Source organism: Arthrobacter sp. P4_H3 (assembly GCF_056400885.1).
This window is the reverse complement of sequence record NZ_JBFUKK010000002.1, coordinates 296199-316416: the sequence shown is the minus strand read 5'-3', so window position 1 is coordinate 316416 and position 20218 is coordinate 296199. Positions and strand designations below refer to the sequence as shown.

General features: G+C 64.3%; 15 protein-coding genes and 2 tRNA genes. 11 read left to right on the top strand and 6 right to left on the bottom strand.

Going from position 1 to position 20218, the window contains the following annotated elements; all coding sequences use genetic code 11:
- Positions 1 to 95 precede the first annotated feature (95 nt).
- The 4 genes from ilvN to AC1DRE_RS04775 form a co-directional block, all read right to left on the bottom strand.
- Positions 96 to 608 carry an acetolactate synthase small subunit gene (gene ilvN, locus AC1DRE_RS04790; protein ID WP_056628144.1) on the bottom strand — a complete coding sequence of 171 codons (513 nt, stop codon included), beginning with the start codon at positions 606 to 608 and terminating at the stop codon, positions 96 to 98.
- 2 nt (positions 609 to 610) lie between these two features.
- Positions 611 to 2512: an acetolactate synthase large subunit gene (locus AC1DRE_RS04785; protein ID WP_476983553.1), complete on the bottom strand. Its 1902-nt coding sequence runs from the start codon at positions 2510 to 2512 to the stop codon at positions 611 to 613.
- A gap of 383 nt (positions 2513 to 2895) precedes the next feature.
- Entirely contained in the window at positions 2896 to 4617 is a 1722-nt protein-coding gene (ilvD, locus tag AC1DRE_RS04780; protein WP_476983552.1) for a dihydroxy-acid dehydratase, read from the bottom strand.
- A gap of 140 nt (positions 4618 to 4757) precedes the next feature.
- The gene (locus tag AC1DRE_RS04775; protein WP_476983551.1) at positions 4758 to 5681 is read right to left on the bottom strand and encodes a LysR family transcriptional regulator; all 924 of its coding nucleotides are present in this window, start codon (positions 5679 to 5681) and stop codon (positions 4758 to 4760) included.
- Positions 5682 to 5796: 115 nt separating this feature from the next.
- Between AC1DRE_RS04775 and AC1DRE_RS04770 the strand changes: the two genes are divergently transcribed.
- The 3 genes from AC1DRE_RS04770 to AC1DRE_RS04760 all read left to right on the top strand — a co-directional run bounded on the left by AC1DRE_RS04770 (position 5797) and on the right by AC1DRE_RS04760 (position 8341).
- Positions 5797 to 6993: a sunset domain-containing protein gene (locus AC1DRE_RS04770; RefSeq protein WP_476983550.1), complete on the top strand. Its 1197-nt coding sequence runs from the start codon at positions 5797 to 5799 to the stop codon at positions 6991 to 6993.
- Between the two features lie 29 nt (positions 6994 to 7022).
- Positions 7023 to 8159 (top strand): PQQ-dependent sugar dehydrogenase, encoded by a 1137-nt coding sequence (locus tag AC1DRE_RS04765; RefSeq protein WP_476983549.1) that lies wholly within the window; start codon positions 7023 to 7025, stop codon positions 8157 to 8159.
- 106 nt (positions 8160 to 8265) lie between these two features.
- Positions 8266 to 8341, top strand: a tRNA-Lys gene (locus AC1DRE_RS04760).
- A 269-nt stretch (positions 8342 to 8610) separates the two neighbouring features.
- Here the strand turns inward: AC1DRE_RS04760 and AC1DRE_RS04755 are convergent.
- Positions 8611 to 9093, bottom strand: a complete 483-nt coding sequence (locus AC1DRE_RS04755) for a MarR family winged helix-turn-helix transcriptional regulator (protein ID WP_476983622.1) — start codon at positions 9091 to 9093, stop codon at positions 8611 to 8613.
- 96 nt (positions 9094 to 9189) lie between these two features.
- Between AC1DRE_RS04755 and bcp the strand changes: the two genes are divergently transcribed.
- The 8 genes from bcp to AC1DRE_RS04715 all read left to right on the top strand — a co-directional run bounded on the left by bcp (position 9190) and on the right by AC1DRE_RS04715 (position 19389).
- A complete protein-coding gene (bcp, locus tag AC1DRE_RS04750; protein WP_476983548.1) occupies positions 9190 to 9660 on the top strand; it encodes a thioredoxin-dependent thiol peroxidase in 471 nt (156 codons plus the stop codon).
- A 144-nt stretch (positions 9661 to 9804) separates the two neighbouring features.
- Positions 9805 to 9886: transfer RNA gene (locus AC1DRE_RS04745), tRNA-Leu, on the top strand.
- 248 nt (positions 9887 to 10134) lie between these two features.
- Positions 10135 to 10809, top strand: a complete 675-nt coding sequence (locus AC1DRE_RS04740; protein WP_476983547.1) for a fasciclin domain-containing protein — start codon at positions 10135 to 10137, stop codon at positions 10807 to 10809.
- Positions 10810 to 11031: 222 nt separating this feature from the next.
- Positions 11032 to 12708, top strand: coding sequence for an ABC transporter substrate-binding protein (locus AC1DRE_RS04735; RefSeq protein WP_476983546.1), 1677 nt, complete (start codon positions 11032 to 11034; stop codon positions 12706 to 12708).
- A 79-nt stretch (positions 12709 to 12787) separates the two neighbouring features.
- Complete coding sequence (locus tag AC1DRE_RS04730) at positions 12788 to 14293, top strand: malate:quinone oxidoreductase (protein ID WP_476983545.1); 1506 nt, start codon at positions 12788 to 12790, stop codon at positions 14291 to 14293.
- A 69-nt stretch (positions 14294 to 14362) separates the two neighbouring features.
- The gene (locus AC1DRE_RS04725) at positions 14363 to 17590 is read left to right on the top strand and encodes an efflux RND transporter permease subunit (protein WP_476983544.1); all 3228 of its coding nucleotides are present in this window, start codon (positions 14363 to 14365) and stop codon (positions 17588 to 17590) included.
- A 213-nt stretch (positions 17591 to 17803) separates the two neighbouring features.
- Positions 17804 to 18928, top strand: a complete 1125-nt coding sequence (locus tag AC1DRE_RS04720; RefSeq protein WP_476983543.1) for an LLM class flavin-dependent oxidoreductase — start codon at positions 17804 to 17806, stop codon at positions 18926 to 18928.
- Positions 18928 to 19389, top strand: a complete 462-nt coding sequence (locus AC1DRE_RS04715; RefSeq protein WP_476983542.1) for a MarR family winged helix-turn-helix transcriptional regulator — start codon at positions 18928 to 18930, stop codon at positions 19387 to 19389. Before AC1DRE_RS04720 ends, AC1DRE_RS04715 begins: the two co-directional genes overlap by 1 nt.
- Positions 19390 to 19405: 16 nt before the next feature.
- Here AC1DRE_RS04715 and AC1DRE_RS04710 read toward each other — a convergent pair whose 3' ends face one another.
- Positions 19406 to 20212: a transglutaminase-like domain-containing protein gene (locus AC1DRE_RS04710; RefSeq protein WP_476983541.1), complete on the bottom strand. Its 807-nt coding sequence runs from the start codon at positions 20210 to 20212 to the stop codon at positions 19406 to 19408.
- Between the last annotated feature and the right edge of the window lie 6 nt (positions 20213 to 20218).

The window sequence follows — 20218 nt, the reverse complement described above, 5'->3', positions numbered from 1 at the left end:
ATTCTCTGGTGTGTAAATAGTCTGTGGTTTTGCGGTAATGCACGGGCTTTGCGCCGCAGGTGAGGCTGTGCCCCGCCTGTGTTTAGGCTGATGCCTTACGCGGAGCGTAGCGCCCTGTCACTCATGGAGCGGGATCCCCGTCCAACGGCCAAGGTGCCGGACTGCACAATTTCGCGGATGCCGAAGGGCTCGAGCACTGAGAGCAGTGCGGTGAGCTTTTCGGGGTGGCCGGTTGCTTCAATAACCACGGAGTCTGTGGAGACGTCAACCACTGAAGCGCGGAACAGGTCTGCAGCCTGGGTCACCTGCAGACGAGTTGCGGCATCCGCACGTACCTTGACCAGGATGTGGTCTCGCTGCACGGAAGATTCTGAGGTGAGTTCAACAATCTTGATCACATTGACCAGCTTGTTCAACTGCTTGGTGATCTGTTCGATCAGGTCACCGTCGGCGTCGACGACGACGGTCATCCGGGACATGCCCGGAACTTCCGTCGGGCCGACGGCCAGGGAATTGATGTTGAAGGCCCGGCGCGCGAAGAGGCTCGCTACGCGGGTCAGCACACCGGGTTTGTCTTCGACCAGAACGGACAGCGTGTGGCGGCTCATGATCAGTCCTCCTCTTCCCATTCCGGGGTCATGTTACGGGCGACCTGGATCTGGTCGTTACTCACTCCGGCGGGCACCATCGGCCACACCATGGAGTCGGGGCTCACCACAAAGTCGATGACCACAGGGCGGTCATTGATTTCAAGGGCCTTCAGGATGGTGGCGTCGATGTCCTCGTCGCGCTCGCACCGGAAGGATGCGCAGCCGTAGGCCTCGCCCAGTTTCACGAAGTCCGGAATGCGGACCGTCTCGTGTCCGGTGTTCAGGTCGGTGTTCGAGTAGCGGCCCTCGTAGAAGAGGGTCTGCCACTGGCGCACCATTCCCAGCGAGGAGTTGTTGATGACGGCAACCTTGATGGGGATCTTGTTGATGGCACACGTGGCCAGTTCCTGGTTGGTCATCTGGAAGCAGCCGTCACCGTCGATGGCCCAGACCACACGGTCCGGTTCGCCTACCTTGGCGCCCATGGCCGCCGGGACTGCGTAGCCCATGGTGCCGGCTCCGCCCGAGTTCAGCCACGCGTGGGGGCGTTCGTACTTGATGAACTGTGCCGCCCACATCTGGTGCTGGCCGACGCCTGCCACGTAGATGCCTTCGGGACCCGTCAGGGCGCCGATGCGCTCAATGACGCGCTGCGGCGCACTGAGGCCGTCCTCGGGCTCCGTCCAGCCCAGCGGATACGTTTCCTTCAGGTTGTTCAGGAACGTCCACCAGTTGTCCAGGTCCGGCTTCCCGGAAGCCTCGAACTGCGTCTTCACGGCTTCGGTGAGTTCCGGGATGATCTCCTTGACGGATCCCACGATCGGAACGTCCGCCGTGCGGTTCTTGGAAATCTCGGCCGGATCGATGTCCGCGTGGATGACCTTCGCGTTGGGCGCGAACGTCTTCAGGATGCCGGTTACCCGGTCATCAAAACGGGCGCCCAGCGTGATGAGCAGGTCGGACTGCTGCAGCGCGGTCACGGCGGAGACCGTACCGTGCATGCCCGGCATGCCGACGTGCTGCGGATGCGAGTCCGGGAACACGCCGCGGGCCATCAGGGTGGTTACGACGGGTGCACCGGTGATTTCCGCGAGTTCCCGCAACTCTGCCGAAGCGTGCGCCTTCACCACGCCGCCGCCGACGTAGAGCACAGGCTTGCTGGCCGCAGCAATCAGCTTCGCTGCTTCGCGAACCTGCTTGTTGTGGCCGCGGACCACCGGGCGGTAACCGGGAAGGTCAATCTTGGGAGGCCAGGAGAAGGTCATCTGGCCCTGCTGGGCATCCTTGGCAATGTCCACCAGCACCGGGCCGGGACGGCCGGTGGAAGCAAGGTGGAACGCCTCCGCCATGACGTGCGGGATGTCGCTGGGGTCGGTCACCAGGAACGAGTGCTTGGTGATCGGCATTGTGATGCCGACGATGTCCGCTTCCTGGAAAGCGTCCGTACCAATGACTCCGCTGGACACCTGGCCGGTGATGGCCACGAGCGGCACGGAGTCCATATGGGCATCCATGATGGCGGTAACGAGGTTGGTGGCGCCGGGGCCCGAGGTGGCAATGCAAACACCCACCCGCCCGGTAACCATGGCGTAGCCTTGCGCGGCGTGGCCGGCTCCCTGTTCGTGACGGACCAGGACGTGATTCATCCTGGAAGCCATCAAGGGGTCATAGGTGGGCAGGATCGCGCCACCGGGCAAACCAAAAATATCGTCCACGCCGAGTTCTTCGAGCGAGCGGACAATAGCTTGTGAACCGGTCATCACCGTCGGGGGTACGACGTTGTTCGGTCCAAGGACAGGAGAGACAGCAGCAGCGTGGTCGACACCGGCATCGGCCGTGCGGTCGGCGCGTTCCGGAGCTTTGGGGGCTCCAGCGGACTTTGTAGCCATCAGCGAGGGGCTGATCGGCGATCCTTTGCTCATCGGACTCTTCCTTTGTGGATCTTCATTAGCGGGTGGTTCTCATGGCGGATTCAATTACTGCAACAAATAAAAAAACCCCTCAGCCTGGTGGCTCTTCGAGGGGTTTGCGCGTGACGGTTCGTTACCAGTCGGGCTATTGAGCCACGCGCTTGGTAAGGACGACGACTGCTTCTGCAGCGGCGCAGCTAGTAACGAATGCGATCATGCGTTCAGTTTTCCCTCTGTGTGAGATGCATGTCAACGACGACGGCGCACATCTCACCATATGGACTCCATTGTCCACAAAATGAACGCCGCCCCCAACTGACTCGCAGTTAACGCTCCGAAAAGCGCGTTTGCGGGCGTTAACTGCCAGTCAGTTGGGTTAGCGCGACTACGGGGTGCTACCCGCAGTATGCGCCGGTGGAGGCGCTGTGCACCAGCTTGGCGTACTTGGCGAGCACGCCCTTCGTGAACTTCGCCGGCAGCGGCTCCCAGCCGATCTTGCGGGACTCGAGCTCGGCGTCGTCCACCAGCAGGTCGAAGCTGCGGGCGGCGATGTCCACGCGGATCCGGTCGCCGTCCTTGACGAAGGCGATGGGGCCGCCGTCGACCGCTTCCGGCGCAACGTGGCCAATACACAGTCCGGTGGTACCTCCGGAGAAACGGCCGTCGGTCAGCAGCAGCACATCCTTGCCCAGGCCGGCACCCTTGATGGCACCGGTGATGGCGAGCATTTCGCGCATGCCCGGACCACCCTTGGGGCCCTCGTAGCGGATGACCACAACATCACCCTTGTTGATCTTTCCGTTGTCAAGCGCATCCAGGGCGCCCTGCTCGCGCTCGAACACTCGGGCCGTGCCTTCGAAGACATCGGCGTCGAAGCCGGCGCTCTTGACGACGGCGCCTTCCGGCGCCATGGAACCGTGCAGGATGGTGATGCCACCGGTTTTGTGGATCGGGTTGTCCAGGGCGCGCAGGATCTTGCCGTCCAGGTCCGGCGGGTTGATGGACGCGAGGTTCTCGGCAAGGGTCTTGCCGGTAACGGTGAGGCAGTCTCCGTGCAGCAGCCCGGCGTCGAGCAGTGCCTTCATGATGACCGGCACGCCGCCGATCTTGTCCACGTCGGTCATGACGTAGCGGCCGAAGGGCTTCAGGTCACCCAGGTGCGGGATCTTGTCGCCGATGCGGTTGAAGTCGTCCAGGGTCAGCTCAACCTCGGCCTCGCGGGCAATGGCCAGCAGGTGCAGGACGGCGTTGGTGGAGCCGCCGAATGCCATGGTCACGGCAATGGCGTTTTCGAAGGCCTTCTTGGTCATGATGTCCCGGGCAGTGATGCCGAGCCGGAGCAGGTTGACCACGGCTTCGCCGGACTTGCGGGCGAATTCATCACGACGGCGGTCTGCCGAGGGCGGGGCGGCGGAGCCCGGCAGGGACATGCCCAGGGCCTCGCCGATGCAGGCCATGGTGTTGGCCGTGTACATGCCGCCGCAGGCACCTTCGCCGGGACAGATGGCCTTTTCGATGCGCTCCAGGTCCCCGAGGCTCATCTTGCCGGCGGCGCAGGCGCCCACGGCTTCGAAGGCGTCGATGAGGGTTACTTCCTTTTCGGAGCCGTCCTCGAGCTTGACCCAGCCCGGCATGATGGAGCCCGCGTAGAGGAAGACGCTGGCCAGGTCCAGGCGGGCTGCTGCCATGAGCATGCCCGGGAGGGACTTGTCGCAGCCGGCGAGAAGGACGGAGCCGTCGATGCGCTCGGCCTGCATGACGGTTTCCACGGAGTCGGCGATGACCTCGCGGGAAACGAGCGAGAAGTGCATGCCTTCGTGGCCCATGGAAATTCCGTCGGAAACGGAGATCGTCCCGAACTGCATGGGGAAGCCGCCGCCGGCGTGGACGCCTTCCTTGGCGCCCTGGGCCAGCCGGTTCAGGGAGAGGTTGCAGGGAGTGATTTCATTCCAGGAGCTCGCAACGCCGATCTGGGGCTTCGCGAAGTCGTCATCGCCCATGCCGACCGCGCGGAACATACCGCGCGCGGGGGCGGCATGGATCCCGTCGGTGACGACCCGGCTGCGGGGCTTGATGTCGATCTTGTTCTCGGTTGCTGTTTGGGTGTCCTCACTCATGGGTCAAAGTCTATGACTCCGATTGGGACGCCAACGACCCCGGATGGAGGGTTAAGCCGAAAACCGGGAATATTTCGATCAAATAGTGGACTCTCGTCTCAAATAATGAGATCACGAGGCTCGCCGCCGCATTGGATGTGTCACGCGTCACTCAGGCCGGCGGTGTTAATCGATGTGGCTTCCGCCTCGAGCATGGACAGGACCTGCTGGATGGTGGTCCGGGCCGCCACATCCGGGCGCGCGAGCGCGACGATGCTGCGGCGGGCAGTTACCCCCAGCAGTGGGCGCAGCACAAAGCCACGCTGCTGGTTTCTCCGGGCCGTGTACCGGGGCAACAGGCTCAACCCGTGGCCGGCGCTGACAAGCGCTTCCAACACCCGCAGGTCGGGAAACAGCTGCGCGCGCAATGCCGGAGCCCCCGCCTGCACCTCAATCTGGCGAAGCACTGTGTCGAACGGAAAGCCTTCCGGCACGCCCATCCAGGGAAATCCCACCACATCGCTGGCCGTCAGGGATGGCTTTGTCGCCAGGACGTGCCCGGCCGGCATGGCCACATCCAGCGGCTCGTTCAGCAGCGGAACAACCACAAGCCCCTGCCGGGCGAAGACATCGGGGCCATCCACGCTATGGGCCAGCACGATGTCGTAATCAGCGGCCAGGGCAGTGAATCCTGCGACGCCCGGGTCCTCGAAGCAGGCCTCGAACCGAAGGCCCTCCACCTCCTTGACGCGATGCAGGAGGCCGGGGAGGAACATCTCAGCGGCGCTCGGAAAGAAGGCCGCCTTGACGTGCGTCTGCCAGCCCTGCCGGTACGTGTCGATGGTGGCTTCAGCGCGGGCCATGGCCGTGGAAACGTCCGCCGCGGCCGCCGCCATGGCTCGGCCCGCTTCTGTGAGCCGCACTCCCCTGCCGGACTTTTCAACCAGGACAACACCCAGTTCGTCCTGGAGTGTCTTGAGCTGTTGGGAGACGGCAGAGGGCGTCACCTCCATTGCTTCGGCAGTGGCGCCCACGGTGCCCCGGTCCGAAAGTTCGCGGAGAATCCGGAGCCGTTTCAAATCCATGAGGCGAGGCTACAGGACGGCCCCGGTTCCCCGATGTAAGCCTTTACAGCCGTAATCACACCGACGTAACGTCAAGCAACGGCAAACCTTGCCTTGTGGACAGAAGGGCTCTGCTATGGACTGGATTATTTGGGTCATCGTCATCGTAGTCATCGTGGGGGTCGTCTGGTGGCTCCTGAACCGCAACAGTTCAGGGAATACCACCGGAACATCAACGTCCTCCGATTCCGGTGTGTCCGCTCCACACGCAGAGCGGGCCGGCTCAGGCAGGCCCACGGGAGCCGCACCGGCTGGCGGAGGGGCGGCCGTGTCGGCAGAGGCGGCCGCCACTGCAGGAATGGCGAGCGCCGCAGGCTTCGGCCCTCCGGCGACACCTGCGGCGCCCACGACGGCGGACGATGCCAGGGAGCGGCCGCAGGCGCCCGTTGCCGCCGAGGCGCCGGTTGCCCAACCTTCGACTCCGCGTCCTTCATCGCAAGCTACCCCGGCAGCTGAACCAGCTGAACCGGCCGCGTCCTCGCAGGTGGCGTCACCTCCCGCGAGCGCCACTTCACTGAGCCCGGCTCCGGCGAACGCCGGGGGGGACGTGGATGACTGGGACGAGGACTCATCAGCGGACGCGCCTGCGGCAGGGACAGCCAGCACGGCGACACAGGATGCTGCAGCAGCGCCGGACCGTGCCGCTGTGGCCGACAAGGCCGAGTGGGAAGCGCAGTGGTCCGAGGCGGCCAGCACTCCGCATGCCGTCGAAACGCACCCCAAGGAGACAGCAGCCAAAGAACCTGCGGCACGGGAAATTCCGTCCGCCGACGGAGGCAACCGGGCACCCGTCCACCACCCTGAGTACACGGAACCCCACGCCCCCACCCTTCCCGGCGCCGAATCCGCCGCGGCGGAGGACGCCGTGACGGAGGATGTCGCGGCCGCTGAAGGCGGAGCGGAACCGTCAGAACCGTCACCCGCCGGCGGTGCCGCACCGGCCGCCGGGACCCACACAGGCGAGCTCTCCGGGGGAGATGCTGAAACACTGCAGGCGGCGGCGTCATCAGCGGCCACCGAAGCGGCCGCAAGCCACACGGCTGAGCCCGCCGGACACCTTGCAGCCGACAAGCCTTACGGTGACGGATCCGCAGCTCCCGGCCCGGACGGCAGCGGACCGGAGGGCTACACGGTCAAAGGGAATGCTCAGTCGATGATCTACCACGACGAGACCAGCCCGGATTACGCGGAGACCACCGCTGAGGTCTGGTTCGAGTCGGCAGCGCACGCGGAAGCGGCAGGGTTCCGGGCCCCGCGTCGGAGCCGGCACTAGGCCGGGCCGTCCACGAGGCGGGGTAAACCATGAACCCGGAGAAGGCGGTGTGCACGTCCAGGCGTGTGCTCCGCCTTTTTTATGCCTCCACCGCGCTATTCGCATCGCTCGCCCTGGCCGCCTGTACCGGCGGCGGCAGCGGCATTCCCACAGGCAACGCAGGTTCAGTCACGGGTAGCAACCCGGCCGCCCAGGAACCCCAGGTGCTGCGGACCGTTGAAGGGCTGCAGCTGCCCTGGTCCACGGTGTTCCTGCCGGATGGCACCGCCGTCATCTCGGAACGTGACCGCGGCGAACTCATATCGGTCACGGACGGGAAGACTACGGTGCTTGGCAGCGTCCCCGGAGTTGTTCCCGGCGGGGAAGGCGGCCTCCTGGGGTTGGCAGTGTCACCCGAGTACGAATCCGACAAGTCGCTGTTCGCTTATTTCACCTCCGGTGTGGACAACAGGATTGCCCGTCTCACGCTGGCGGAAGCCGAACCCGGGGGCCCGTTGAAGCTTGGACAGCCGGAGATCATCTTCTCCGGCATCCCCAAGGCCGCAACCCACAACGGCGGCCGAATCCGTTTTGGACCGGATGGATATCTGTACGTGGGAACCGGTGATTCACAACGCCGCGACCAACCGCAGGATCCGAACGCGCTGGGCGGCAAAATCCTCAGGATTACCGCGGAGGGCCGTCCCGCCCCCGGGAACCCGTTCGGAGACAACCCCGTCTACAGCCTTGGCCACCGGAATGTGCAGGGCCTGGACTGGGATGACTCCGGCAGGCTATGGTCAAGCGAATTCGGCCCGAACGTGGATGACGAGCTGAACCTGATCCAGCCGGGCGGCAACTACGGCTGGCCGGAGGTCACAGGGGCGCCGGGCAGGCCAGGCTTCATCGATGCCAAGGTGGTCTGGCCATCCACCGCGGAATCATCCCCGAGCGGGCTTGAGATTGTGGGCTCCACGGCTTATCTCGGCGCACTCAGGGGCCAGCGGCTGTGGGCGGTCCCGCTCGAAGGCGAAAATGCGGGCGATCCTGTGAGCCATTTCACAACCAAGTACGGGCGTATCAGGGACGTTTCACTCGCCCCGGACGGCACCTTGTGGATGCTTACGAACAACGAAAACCCTGATTCCGCGCTGATTTTGGCCCCTCCAGCCCGGCCGGGGAGCTGAAGCGGGCGCCGATTTCACACGGCGCTAAATCTCGTGTAGAGTTTCATGTCGTTGCGGAGATGAACGCGGGAAACAAAAGCCCGCGGGAACAGCCAAAACAACAGCTGCACCTCTAGCTCAACTGGCAGAGCAATTGACTCTTAATCAATGGGTTCCGGGTTCGAGTCCCGGGGGGTGCACCACAGAAACCCCGTCTTCACTGGCCACAAGCCATGAAGGCGGGGTTTCGTTTTGCCCGGAAGCCGCCCCTACGGCGACGGTGCTGAGACCGGATATGTTCACGGACCGCCCCGGATCCGGCAACAGCAAAGGGCGGCCGGGGTTGACCGACCGCCCTTGGCGATTACTAGCTGGGACATTCAGGCCCTGGAGGCGATAGCCGTCAGGCTGCTGGGATAGGACAGACCCGCCAGCCAGCACCGATCACCGGCCCCGTGGGCGACCGGGCCCTTCAGTTGGCGCTGTTGGCATCCACGGTGAGCCCGGATTCGGCATTGGCCACAATGGCCTTGGTCTCCGGCGAGGCAAATCGGCTGGCCAGGACAGTCACTACGGCCTGGAGCTCCTGCCGCAGCACGTCGGGGTCGATCGAAGCAGCAGCCAATACGGTTCGTTCCATGTCCGCCGCCGCAGCCACGGCCTCAACACCCCGCTCGGTCAGGGACACCACATGGCTTCGGCGGTCAGACGTGCTGCGCTCCCGGCGGATGTGTCCATGCGACTCAAGCCGGGTAAGGGTTTTCCCCATAGTCTGGGCCTGGACGCGGACCAACTGGGCCAGCTGTGCCTGGGTCATGGGTCCGTTGACGGCGAGAACCTCCATGGCGATGACCCCGGCATGGGTAAGCCCGATGGCTCCCAGCTTCTCATTCCAGGAATGTTCGACGAGGCGTGCCGCCGTGGACAAGAGGCGCCCTGTGGGCCAGCGATCCATATCAGGCATACCACTTAGTATAGCCAGCGTGGGATTCGTCGCCCGCTCCCCCACTCACTAAGCTTGGATGTCCACAACATTCCAGAGGAGAACATCTTGGTTGAACGACTCATTCCCGGCACTCCGGCACCGGACTTTACGCTGAAGGATTCCGCAGGGAACGACGTCAGCCTGAAGAGCTACCGCGGCCGGAACACCATTGTGTACTTCTACCCGGCAGCGTCCACGCCCGGCTGCACCAAGGAAGCGTGCGACTTCCGCGACACACTCGCCTCCCTGCAACGGGAAGGCTATGACGTCCTTGGCGTATCTCCCGATCCGGTTAAGAAGCTCGCCAAGTTCGCCGAGGCGGAAGGGCTGACCTTCCCGCTCCTGTCCGACGAGGACCACTCCGTGGCTGAGGCCTACGCAGCGTGGGGGGAAAAGAAGAACTACGGACGCACCTACGAGGGCCTCATCCGATCCACGATTGTGGTGGATCCGGACGGCAAGGTGGCGGTGGCACAGTACAACGTCCGGGCCACCGGCCACGTAGCCAAGCTCCGCCGGGACCTCGGCCTGGCCTAAGTTTCCTTCCCTCGCGGGTAGGAACCGCGTCTTCCGCCACCGAGCGAAAGGCCCGGCCGGCAGGTACACTGGAGCCTGGCATCCGCCGTCGTACGTCCTTCGCTTTCGCAGGAACAGCGTCAGGATTACGCACGACGGCGCCGCGCGCGAGTGGTGAAATTGGCAGACACGCAGGATTTAGGTTCCTGTGCCTTCGGGCGTGGGGGTTCAAGTCCCCCCTTGCGCACAGCAGTAGGAACACCGGAATCCCGGACCTCACGGTCCGGGATTCCGTCGTTTAACGCCAATGCCCGGTGCCGGAAAAGTCCGCAGGAAAAGAATTCTCCAGGTCCACCCATCCGGTGCCGCCGAACTGCCGAATACCCATTGAGACACCAACCAAGGGTCGGTGCCCACAGTCGGAATTGAGCCAGTGCAGTGATCGAAAGAGTCGTTCGCCGCAGGCAATGATCGGCACTAACAAGGAGAATCGAAATGCAGTCATTCAAGCGCACTACCTTCACCGTTGCAGGCGTTGCAGCTGCCGCTCTGCTCAGCCTGACCGCCTGCGGAGGCTCCGCCACGACGGCAAACAGCTCGTCGGCACCGGCTTCCACGCCCTCCGCTTCGAGCATGGCACCGTCCCCGTCGGCCAGCTCCTCGGCCGCCATGGACCCGGCCGCCAACCTGGTGGGCCCCGGCTGTGCAGGCTACGCAGAGCAGGTTCCGGACGGCGCAGGCTCGGTGGCCGGCATGGCCCTCGACCCGGTCGCGGTTGCAGCGTCCAACAACCCGCTGCTGAAGACCCTGACGGCAGCAGTTTCCGGCAAGCTCAACCCGAAGGTTGACCTGGTGGATACGCTCAACGGCAGCGAATTCACGGTCTTCGCACCGGTGGATGACGCGTTCGCCAAGATCGACCCCGCCACCATCGAAACCCTCAAGACCGACGACGCCCTGCTGAGCAAGATCCTGACCTACCACGTGGTTCCCGGCCAGATCACCCCCGACAAGATTGTGGGCACCCATAAGACTGTCCAGGGCGGTTCCGTCACCGTGACCGGCACCAAGGATGCGCTGAAGGTCGATGACGCCAGCGTCATCTGCGGCGGCGTCAAGACCGCCAACGCCACGGTCTACCTGGTGGACTCCGTCCTGATGCCAAAGTAGGCAACCCAAAACACTCCTGATCCGGCTCCAGCCTGACTCCCTGGGCCGACCCTGGAGAAACCGAAGGTCCGCACCGATGGTGCGGACCTTCGTTTTGCCCTGGGCGGCGCGTCCCGGACCCGGCCAGCGTCCAGGATCGGTCAATTAGACTGGGGAGCGGTCCCGGCCCGCGGACCTCCCAGCCGTCCAGAGGCCTTCCGGCCGTCCAGAGGTGATAATCGAGTGCCCAGCAGTAAATCGCGCCGCATTGCAGTCAGTATCGGTGCAGGTGTCCTGTCGCTGCTGCTTGCCTCGTGCATGGGCGTGCCCGCTCCCGCGCCGGCGTCGTCCTCTGCGGTTCCGACCAGCTCGGCCCCTACCTCACCGACGGCGACGTTTACGTTCGGCACCGCGGCCCAGCCGCTGGGACTCGATCCGGCGCTGGCATCCGACACGGAGTCCTACCGGATCACCCGCCAGGTCCTCGAAGGCCTGGTCGGAGTGGACCAGACCACCGGCCATCCCACTCCATTGCTCGCGACCGAGTGGGCAGAATCCAACGCGGGCAGCACATATACGTTCAAGCTCCGTGAAGGCGTCACCTTCCAGGACGGGTCACCGTTCGATGCCGCGTCGGTCTGCACCAACTTCAACCGCTGGTTCAATTTCCCGGAAAGCCTGCGGAAGCAAGCCCCCGGCACGTCATTCAAGGGTGTCTTCAAGGCCCATGCCGACCAGGCTTCGCTATCCATCTACAAGGGCTGCACCGCACTCTCCGCCGGGAATGTCAGGATCGACCTCACGCAGCCTTTCACCGGTTTCCTCCAGGCGCTGACGCTGCCGGCCTTCGCCATGTCGTCCCCGAAGGCCATGGCGGAGCAGAAGGCCGACACCCTCAGCCAGACCCGCGACGGCCAGCCAGTGTCGAACTATGCACTGCATCCCGTCGGCACGGGTCCCTACAGCTTCGCAGCGTGGGAAGACTCGAGCGTCAAGCTGGTCAGCAACAAGCAATACTGGGGCGACAAGGGCCAGATCGGCACCATCAACTTCGTCACCTACGACCAGCCCCAGTCGAGGCTGCAGGCCCTGCTCGACGGGAAGATCGACGCCTACGACGCCGTCACCGTGGGGAACTTCGATCAGTTGGTCAAGCGCGGAAAACAGATCATCCAGCGCGACCCCTTCTCCGTGATGTATCTCGGCATGAACCAGGAAGTGCCCATCCTGCAGAACCTCAAGGTGCGGCAGGCCATCGAAATGGCAGTGGACAAGGAAACACTGATCCGCAGGTTCTTCATCGACAACACCACGCAGGCAACCCAGTTCGTCCCGCCCAAACTCAGCGGGTTCAATAACAACGCCCCTTCCCTGGGCTACGACCCGGCCAAGGCCAAGGCGTTGTTGGAGGAAGCCGGGTACAAGGGCGAGGAACTCAAGTTCTACTACCCCCTTAATGTGACAAGGCCGTACCTCCCCACACCCGAAAAGGTCTACGCCGAGCTCAGCAGGCAACTCACCGCAGTGGGCCTGAACGTGAAGCCCGTTCCGGTGGAGTGGTCGGACGGGTACCTGCAAAAAGTGCAGTCACCGGGCGACCATGCCCTGCACCTGCTTGGCTGGAACGGTTCGTACGCCGACCCGGACAACTTCGTCGGCCCCCTGTTCGGCGAGAAGACCGGCGAATTCGGCTACCAGGATCCGCAGGTCTTTTCCAAGATCGCCCGGGCCCGGGGTCTGCCGGAGGGCGAGGAGCGGACGGAGCAGTACCGCACCATCAACGCCCAGATTGCCCAGTCTGTCCCGGCCGTCCCCATCGCCTTCCCCATATCGGCCCTGGCGCTGTCCGACCGGGTGCTGAAGTACCCCGCGTCCCCGGTATTAAACGAAGTTTTCACAAAGGTCGAGCTGAAACCTTGACGGACTGAACCAATTTCAGTTAGTGGGGTGCTCGGGGATATTCTGTGACAGCCAGAGCCGCTGCTATCGGAGACTCATTGTGACTTTCATTTCCAAGACCCAACATGCCGACGTCGTTCTGATTGGCGGCGGCATTATGAGCGCCACGCTGGGTGCGTTCATCAAGCAGCTCGAACCGAACTGGACCGTCTCGCTGTTCGAACGGCTCGACGAAGCCGGCCTGGAAAGCTCAGGCCCGTGGAACAACGCAGGAACCGGCCATGCCGCCCTGTGTGAGCTTAATTACTCTCCCGCAGCCAAAGACGGCTCGGTTGACCCCTCCAAGGCGCTGCACATCAACGAGCAGTTCCAGCTGTCCCGCCAGTTCTGGTCCCACCTTGTCAGCAACTCCCTCATCGGGTCCCCCAAGGGCTTCATCAATACGGTCCCGCACATGAGCTTCGTGATCGGGGACGCCAACGCGGACTTCCTGAAGACCCGGTATGAGGCACTGAAGCCGAACACCCTCTTCCGTTCCATGGAGTACTCCGAAGACCACGCCCAGATTTCCAAGTGGGCGCCCCTGATCGTCAAGGGCCGCGACGCCAAACAGCGGATCGCCGCTACCCGCGCAGCCGAGGGAACCGACGTCGACTTCGGCGCGCTGACCCGCGAGCTGACCACCTACCTGGGCAACAACGGCGTCGAGATCAACTACGGCCACGACGTCAACGGCATCCGCCGCGCCCCGGGCGGAGGATGGGACCTCACGCTCAAGCACAAGAAGTCCGGCGAGCACGGCAACATCCGCGCGAAGTTCGTATTCGTCGGCGCCGGCGGCGGCGCCCTCCACCTGCTGCAGGCTTCCGGAATTCCGGAGAGCAAGGGCTACGGCGGCTTCCCGGTTTCCGGCCAGTTCTTCCGCTGCACCGATGAGGCCCTCTCCGCCCAGCACAGCGCCAAGGTCTACGGCCAGGCATCCGTCGGAGCCCCGCCCATGTCCGTCCCGCACCTCGACACCCGCTACGTCAACGGCAAGCGCTCCCTGCTGTTCGGACCGTACGCAGGATTCTCCACCAACTTCCTGAAAAACGGATCGTACCTGGACCTGCCGCTGTCCATCCGCCCCAGCAACATCATCCCGATGCTGGCCGTGGCCAAGGACAACATGGACCTGACTGCCTACCTGGTCAAGGAAGTCGCCAAGCGCCACGGCGACAAGGTGGAGGCCCTTCGCGAGTACTACCCCGAAGCAAAAGACGGCGACTGGGAACTCATCACCGCCGGCCAGCGTGTTCAGATCATCAAGAAGGATCCGAAGAAGGGTGGTGTCCTGCAGTTCGGCACTGAAGTGATCGCGGCCCGCGACGGTTCCATCGGCGCGCTGCTTGGGGCGTCCCCGGGAGCGTCAACCGCTGTTCCCATCATGATCGAACTGCTCCAGAAGTCCTTCCCGAAGAACTTCCGGAGCTGGCAGTCGAAGCTCAAGGAGATGATGCCAGGCTACGGCGTCAAGCTCAACGACAACCCGGAACTGGCCGCAAAGCTGGAGGCAGAAACTGCCAAGACCCTCCAGCTGGAGGCCGTGGACGCACCTTCCAGCTGACGCCCTGTTCGGGTTACGGCAGGTTTCACCCCCAACCACAAGTCCGATAACCCACCAGGAGACGATGAGATGTACCGGCTGGCAAAACTTTCGCTGGCAAACAGGGCCCTGATCGCGCTGATCACCGTCTTCGCGTCGGTGTTCGGCGTGATCACCATGTCCTCGCTGAAGCAGGAACTCATCCCTTCCATCGAGTTCCCGCAGATCACGGTCATCTCGTCCATGCCCGGGGCGTCCCCGGAAGTCGTGGACAAACAGGTGAGCGGGCCCCTCGAAACCGCACTGAACGGTGTCGAGGGGCTGGAGTCGACGTCGTCCACCTCCCGCACGGGCGTCTCGCAAATCACCATGGTGTTCACGTACGGGACAAACCTGGACCGTGCGCGGAACCAGATCGACCGTGCCATCTCCAACGCCAAGCGCGCGCTGCCGGATGACGTCCAGCCGCAGGCCATCGCCGGCAGCATCAGCGATTTCCCGATCGTGTTCCTGGCGGTCTCGTCCGACAAGCCGCTCAGTGAGCTGAACGCCGACCTCCAGCGCCTCAGCGTTCCCCGCCTTCAGAAGCTCGACGGCGTCAGGGGCGCCGACGTCACCGGCGGCGCCACCCAGCACATCCAGATCCTTCCCCGGCCTGAGGCCATGGCCGCCAAGGGTGCCAGCGTCCAGTCCATCAGCAATGCGCTGAAGAACAACGGGGCCCTGATCCCGGCGGGCACCATCGAGGAACAGGGCAAGACGCTTTCGTTGCAGATCGGCAGCCCGGTGGACTCCCTGGACGCCGTCAAGGCCCTGCCGCTCGGCGGCGCCAAGGACGCAGCCACCATCGGCAGCGTGGCCGACGTCAGCATCAAGGACGACGTCCGGACGTCGATTACGCGGACCAACGGCAAGGAAACGCTTGCCGTGTCCGTGACGAAAAAGCCCGAAGGCGACACGGTGGCCATCTCGCACGCGGTGAAGGATTCCATCGGCCAGCTCGAAGCGGAGCTTGGATCGAACGCCAAGTTCACCCCGGTGTTCGACCAGGCACCGTTCATCGAGAAGTCCATCAAGGACCTGACCACCGAAGGCCTGCTGGGCCTCGGGTTTGCTGTCGCAGTGATCCTGGTGTTCCTGATGTCCGTGCGGTCCACGCTGGTCACGGCCGTCTCCATCCCGCTGTCCCTGCTCATCACGTTCATCGGACTGTCCGCGACCGGATACTCCCTGAACATCCTGACCCTCGGAGCGCTCACCATAGCGATCGGACGGGTCGTGGACGACTCGATTGTGGTGATCGAGAACATCAAGCGCCACCTCAGCTACGGCGAGGCCAAACTGGAGGCCATCCTCACCTCCATCCGTGAAGTAGCCGGCGCCATCACGGCATCCACCCTGACCACTGTGGCGGTCTTCCTTCCCATAGCCTTCGTCGGCGAACTGGCCGGCGAGCTGTTCCGGCCCTTCGCCCTGACGGTGACCATCGCGCTGCTTTCGTCACTGCTGGTGTCCCTCACCATCGTTCCCGTTCTGGCTTACTGGTTCCTCAAGACACCCGCCGCCGGCGCCGCACTGTCCGCCGGAGCCGCCCGGGAAGCCGCCGCCAAGGCGCATGAGGCAGAGCAGCGCAGCCGGCTGCAGCGCGGCTACCTGCCGATCCTCAACAAGACACAGAAGCATCCTGTGGTGACGCTCATCGCGGCGGTCCTGGTCCTCGGCGGAACGGCTGCCATGACGCCGCTGCTTGCCACCGACCTGCTGGGCAGGTCCGGTGAGAACAGCATGACGGTCCGCCAGGTCCTGCCGGCCGGAACCAGCCTGACGGACACCAGTGCGGCCGCCGTGAAGGTCGAAGAAGTACTGCGGAGCATCGACGGCATCAAGGACGTCCAGGTCACCTCGGGCAACGCCCAGACCGGCTTCACCGCGCTGACCTCCAGCGGTGCCTCGAACTCCTCGTTCACCGTTGTCACCGAGGAAAAAGCCAACCAGGCCCGGCTCCAGGAGACCGTCCGCACCGAACTGGCCAAGATCAGCGACGCGGGCAAGATCTCCGTCGGCTCCCAGCAGGGCGGCTTCGGCACCACGTCCACCGTGGACATCACGCTCAAGGCCGCCAACTCCGCGGACCTCCGCGCTGCGAGCGATGCCATGGTCAAGGCGATGGAGGGCGTTCCCGGCAGCACGGAGGTTGCCACCAACCTGGCTGCCAGCCAACCCGTGGTGCAGGTCAAGGTGGACCGTGCCAAGGCCGTCGCCGCCGGCCTGAACGAGGAACAGGTGGCGGGTGTCCTGGCTTCCACCATCAGCCCGATTCCGGCCGGTACCGTGCGGATCGACACCAATGACTTCCCGGTGCAGATCGGCGAGGGCACCCGCTTCACGAGCGTCAGCGCCGTGCGGAACATTCCGCTGCCCACGTCCGGCGGAGCCGTGACACTGGGAAGCATTGCCTCCGTGGAGCAAGTGGACATCCCGGTTTCCATCACCGCCAGCAACGGCCAGCGCACCGCCCGCGTCTCAGTCACACCGTCGGGCGCCAACCTCGGCGAGGTCAGCGCAGAGGTGCAGAACCGGCTCAAGGGAGTCGGGCTTCCCGCGGGCGTCACGGCAGAGATCGGCGGGGCCACCACCCAGCAGACGGAGTCATTCCAGCAGCTGGGCCTGGCCCTGCTTGCCGCCATCGCCATTGTGTACGTGATCATGGTGGCCGCCTTCAAGTCGCTGATCCAGCCGCTGATCCTCCTGGTGTCCGTGCCGTTCGCGGCCACCGGGGCAATCGCGCTGCTCCTGGCAACCAGGGTGCCGCTCGGCTTGCCGTCACTGATCGGCATGTTGATGCTGGTGGGCATCGTGGTGACCAACGCAATCGTCCTGATCGACCTCATCAACCAGTACCGGCAGCCGCGGACCGGCCCTTCCGGAAGTAACTCGCCGGGGATGAACGTGGCCGACGCCATCACGCACGGCGCACGGCAGCGCCTCCGTCCCATCCTGATGACCGCCCTGGCCACCGTCTTCGCACTGACGCCCATGGCGCTGGGACTGACCGGCGGCGGTGGCTTCATCTCCCAGCCGCTGGCCATCGTGGTGATCGGTGGCCTGATCTCCTCAACCGCACTCACGCTGGTCCTGGTACCGGTGCTGTACCGGCTGGTGGAGGGGCACCGGGAGAGGAAGGCCCTGCTGCGCGCGATGCACGAACGCCCTGATTTCGGGCCGGCAGTTGACGTCGACGCAGAGTTCGTCGACTGGACAACGGGGACGGTTCCCAAGGTCTCCGGCCGGCGGGCTGCGGCCGGAGAGCCCGAATAGCATCAGCGGCCCAAACACGACACCGCCCGAAAAATAGCAGTGCCCGAAAAATAGCAGTGCCCGTGCCGCCCCGGCGGAACGGGCACTGCTGCTTTAACCGTGCGGGAATATCCTGGCGTGCCGGACGTTACACTCACCGATAGATGCAAATGCATGTAAATCGGCTACACTGGAACAAGACCCGGAACAGTTCGGAAATCGGAAAGGCACATCATGCAGATCGGCGTATTCAGTGTCAGTGACATCACCACTGATCCCACCACGGGCCGCACGCCCACGGAACACGAGCGCATCAAGGCCTCCGTGGCCATCGCCAAAAAAGTCGAAGAGATCGGCATGGACGTCTACGCCATCGGCGAGCACCACAACCGGCCGTTCTTCTCCTCCTCCCCCACCACCACGCTGGCCTACATCGCGGCGCAGACAGAACGCATCATCCTGTCCACTGCCACCACGCTGATCACCACCAACGACCCCGTGAAGATCGCCGAAGACTTTGCGATGCTGCAGCACTTGGCCGACGGCCGCGTGGACCTGGTGCTGGGGCGCGGCAACACGGCCCCGGTCTACCCCTGGTTCGGCAAGAACATCCAGGACGGCATCGAGCTGGCCATCGAGAACTACAGCCTGTTGCGCAAACTCTGGGATGAGGACACGGTGAACTGGTCCGGCAAGCACCGCACGCCGCTGCAGAACTTCACCTCCACTCCGCGCCCGCTCGACGGCGTGGCCCCCTTCGTGTGGCACGGCTCCATCCGCACTCCGCAGATTGCGGAAGTGGCCGCGTACTACGGCGACGGATTCTTCGCCAACAACATCTTCTGGCCCAAGGAGCACTACCAGCAGCTGATCAGCCTCTACCGCGAACGCTACGAGCACTACGGCCACGGCAAGGCCGACCAGGCCATCGTGGGACTGGGCGGACAGTTCTTCATGCGCAAGAACTCCCAGGACGCCGTGAAGGAGTTCCGCCCCTACTTCGACAATGCGCCCGTCTACGGCCATGGCCCCTCGTTGGAGGACTTCACCTCGCAGACACCCCTGACCGTCGGCAGTCCGCAGGAAGTCATCGAAAAGACCCTCACGTTCCGTGAGTACTTCGGCGACTACCAGCGCCAGCTCTTCCTGATTGACCACGCAGGCCTGCCGCTGAAGACCGTGCTGGAACAACTGGACCTGTTCGGCGAGGAAGTCCTACCGGTACTGCGCAAGGAGTACGCCGCCCTCACGCCCGCCCATGTACCGGAACCGCCCACGCATGCAGGGCGGGTGGCAGCGCGGATGGCTGCCCAGGTGCAGGAGGACACCCTGAGCAAGCCGACCGCGCAGGACGCCTGATGGCCGCCCAGCCAGGCGGGTCGCCTGTCCGGCTCGCCGCCGAAACCTGGGAATCGCTGTTCCGCGCCCAGGTGGCGGTGATGCGCAGGCTGCAGTCCGGCCCTGCCTTCAAGGAACTGGCGGTCAACGAATACGACGTCCTGTTCACGCTCTCCCGCTGCCCCTCCGGCTGGCTGCGCTTGAACGAGCTGAACGACAACGTGCTGCTCAGCCAATCCAGCCTCAGCAGGCTCGTGGACAGGCTGGAAAAGCGCGGACTGCTGGAGCGGATGCCGGCACCCCAGGACGGCCGGGGCGTCCTGCTGAAGCTGACGGACGCCGGCCGGGACCTGCAAAAGCAGATCGGGCGGGAGCACGTACGCGACATCTCCGCCCTGATCACTCCGGCCCTGACTGCCAGCGAACAGCGCGAACTGCTGCGGCTCACCGAAAAACTGCGCGGCGCCGTGTCAGGGCGATAGGAGGTAGAGCAGTGCCTCAGGTGATGGCGACAAGCTTCGTGGGATCCTCCACGGGCAAGTCGCCGTCCACCACAGCCGTAACGCGAAGCTCCCTCAGGGACAGGCTTCCGCCCACTGTGGACAGGAAGGCCGTGTCCGAGGAGTCCCTGCCGGCGGTGATCCTCAGCATGCTCTCCCGCGGGGCGAGACCGGTGGGGTCGATGACATACCAGGCACCGTTGATGTAGGCCTCGGCCACGGCGTGGAAATCCATCGGACTAAGCCCGGGTGCATAGACGGCCACGAGCCGTGCCGGGACATCCTTGGACCGCAGCAGGGCGATGGCCAGGTGCGCAAAGTCCCGGCACACGCCGCGGCGGTGCAGGAGCGTCTCCACCGCTCCGTCGGTTCCGCGGGAGGAGCCACTGACATAGCGAAGCTCGCTGAAGACCCAGTTGCGCACAGCATGCAGAAGCTCTTCGCCCTGGGCCCCGCCGAATTCGGCATAGGCCGTGGGGAGCAGCCGGTCGGACTCCGCGTAGCGGCTGGGCCGGACGTAGCGGATGAGCTCCATCCGGTTCGGCTCTTCCGGAACCGCCAGCCCGGAGACGGCAGCCGTGTACTCCACCGTCACCTCCGTGGGTTCCGCGAACTCCATGTAGTGGAAGCGCCCGCCATGATGGTCGGACAGTTCCGTGACCGGAACCTGGTCCGCCCCCGACGTCACCGAAAGCGTTTCAACGAGGGACGAATACCCCGGGTTCCTGGCTACGGAAACCGCCAGTGCGACTTTGGTTTCAGCTACGGTCTTGAAGACGAGCCGGGCGGCTACGCTGCGTTCCATGTATCT

Bases quoted from the DNA above. Each gene is read 5' to 3' on its own strand.
- ilvN (WP_056628144.1), bottom strand. From the start codon at position 608: ATGAGCCGCCACACGCTGTCCGTTCTGGTCGAAGACAAACCCGGTGTG.
- AC1DRE_RS04785 (WP_476983553.1), bottom strand. From the start codon at position 2,512: ATGAGCAAAGGATCGCCGATCAGCCCCTCGCTGATGGCTACAAAGTCC.
- ilvD (WP_476983552.1), bottom strand. From the start codon at position 4,617: ATGAGTGAGGACACCCAAACAGCAACCGAGAACAAGATCGACATCAAG.
- AC1DRE_RS04775 (WP_476983551.1), bottom strand. From the start codon at position 5,681: ATGGATTTGAAACGGCTCCGGATTCTCCGCGAACTTTCGGACCGGGGC.
- AC1DRE_RS04770 (WP_476983550.1), top strand. From the start codon at position 5,797: ATGGACTGGATTATTTGGGTCATCGTCATCGTAGTCATCGTGGGGGTC.
- AC1DRE_RS04765 (WP_476983549.1), top strand. From the start codon at position 7,023: ATGAACCCGGAGAAGGCGGTGTGCACGTCCAGGCGTGTGCTCCGCCTT.
- AC1DRE_RS04755 (WP_476983622.1), bottom strand. From the start codon at position 9,093: ATGGATCGCTGGCCCACAGGGCGCCTCTTGTCCACGGCGGCACGCCTC.
- AC1DRE_RS04740 (WP_476983547.1), top strand. From the start codon at position 10,135: ATGCAGTCATTCAAGCGCACTACCTTCACCGTTGCAGGCGTTGCAGCT.
- AC1DRE_RS04725 (WP_476983544.1), top strand. From the start codon at position 14,363: ATGTACCGGCTGGCAAAACTTTCGCTGGCAAACAGGGCCCTGATCGCG.
- AC1DRE_RS04720 (WP_476983543.1), top strand. From the start codon at position 17,804: ATGCAGATCGGCGTATTCAGTGTCAGTGACATCACCACTGATCCCACC.
- AC1DRE_RS04715 (WP_476983542.1), top strand. From the start codon at position 18,928: ATGGCCGCCCAGCCAGGCGGGTCGCCTGTCCGGCTCGCCGCCGAAACC.
- AC1DRE_RS04710 (WP_476983541.1), bottom strand. From the start codon at position 20,212: ATGGAACGCAGCGTAGCCGCCCGGCTCGTCTTCAAGACCGTAGCTGAA.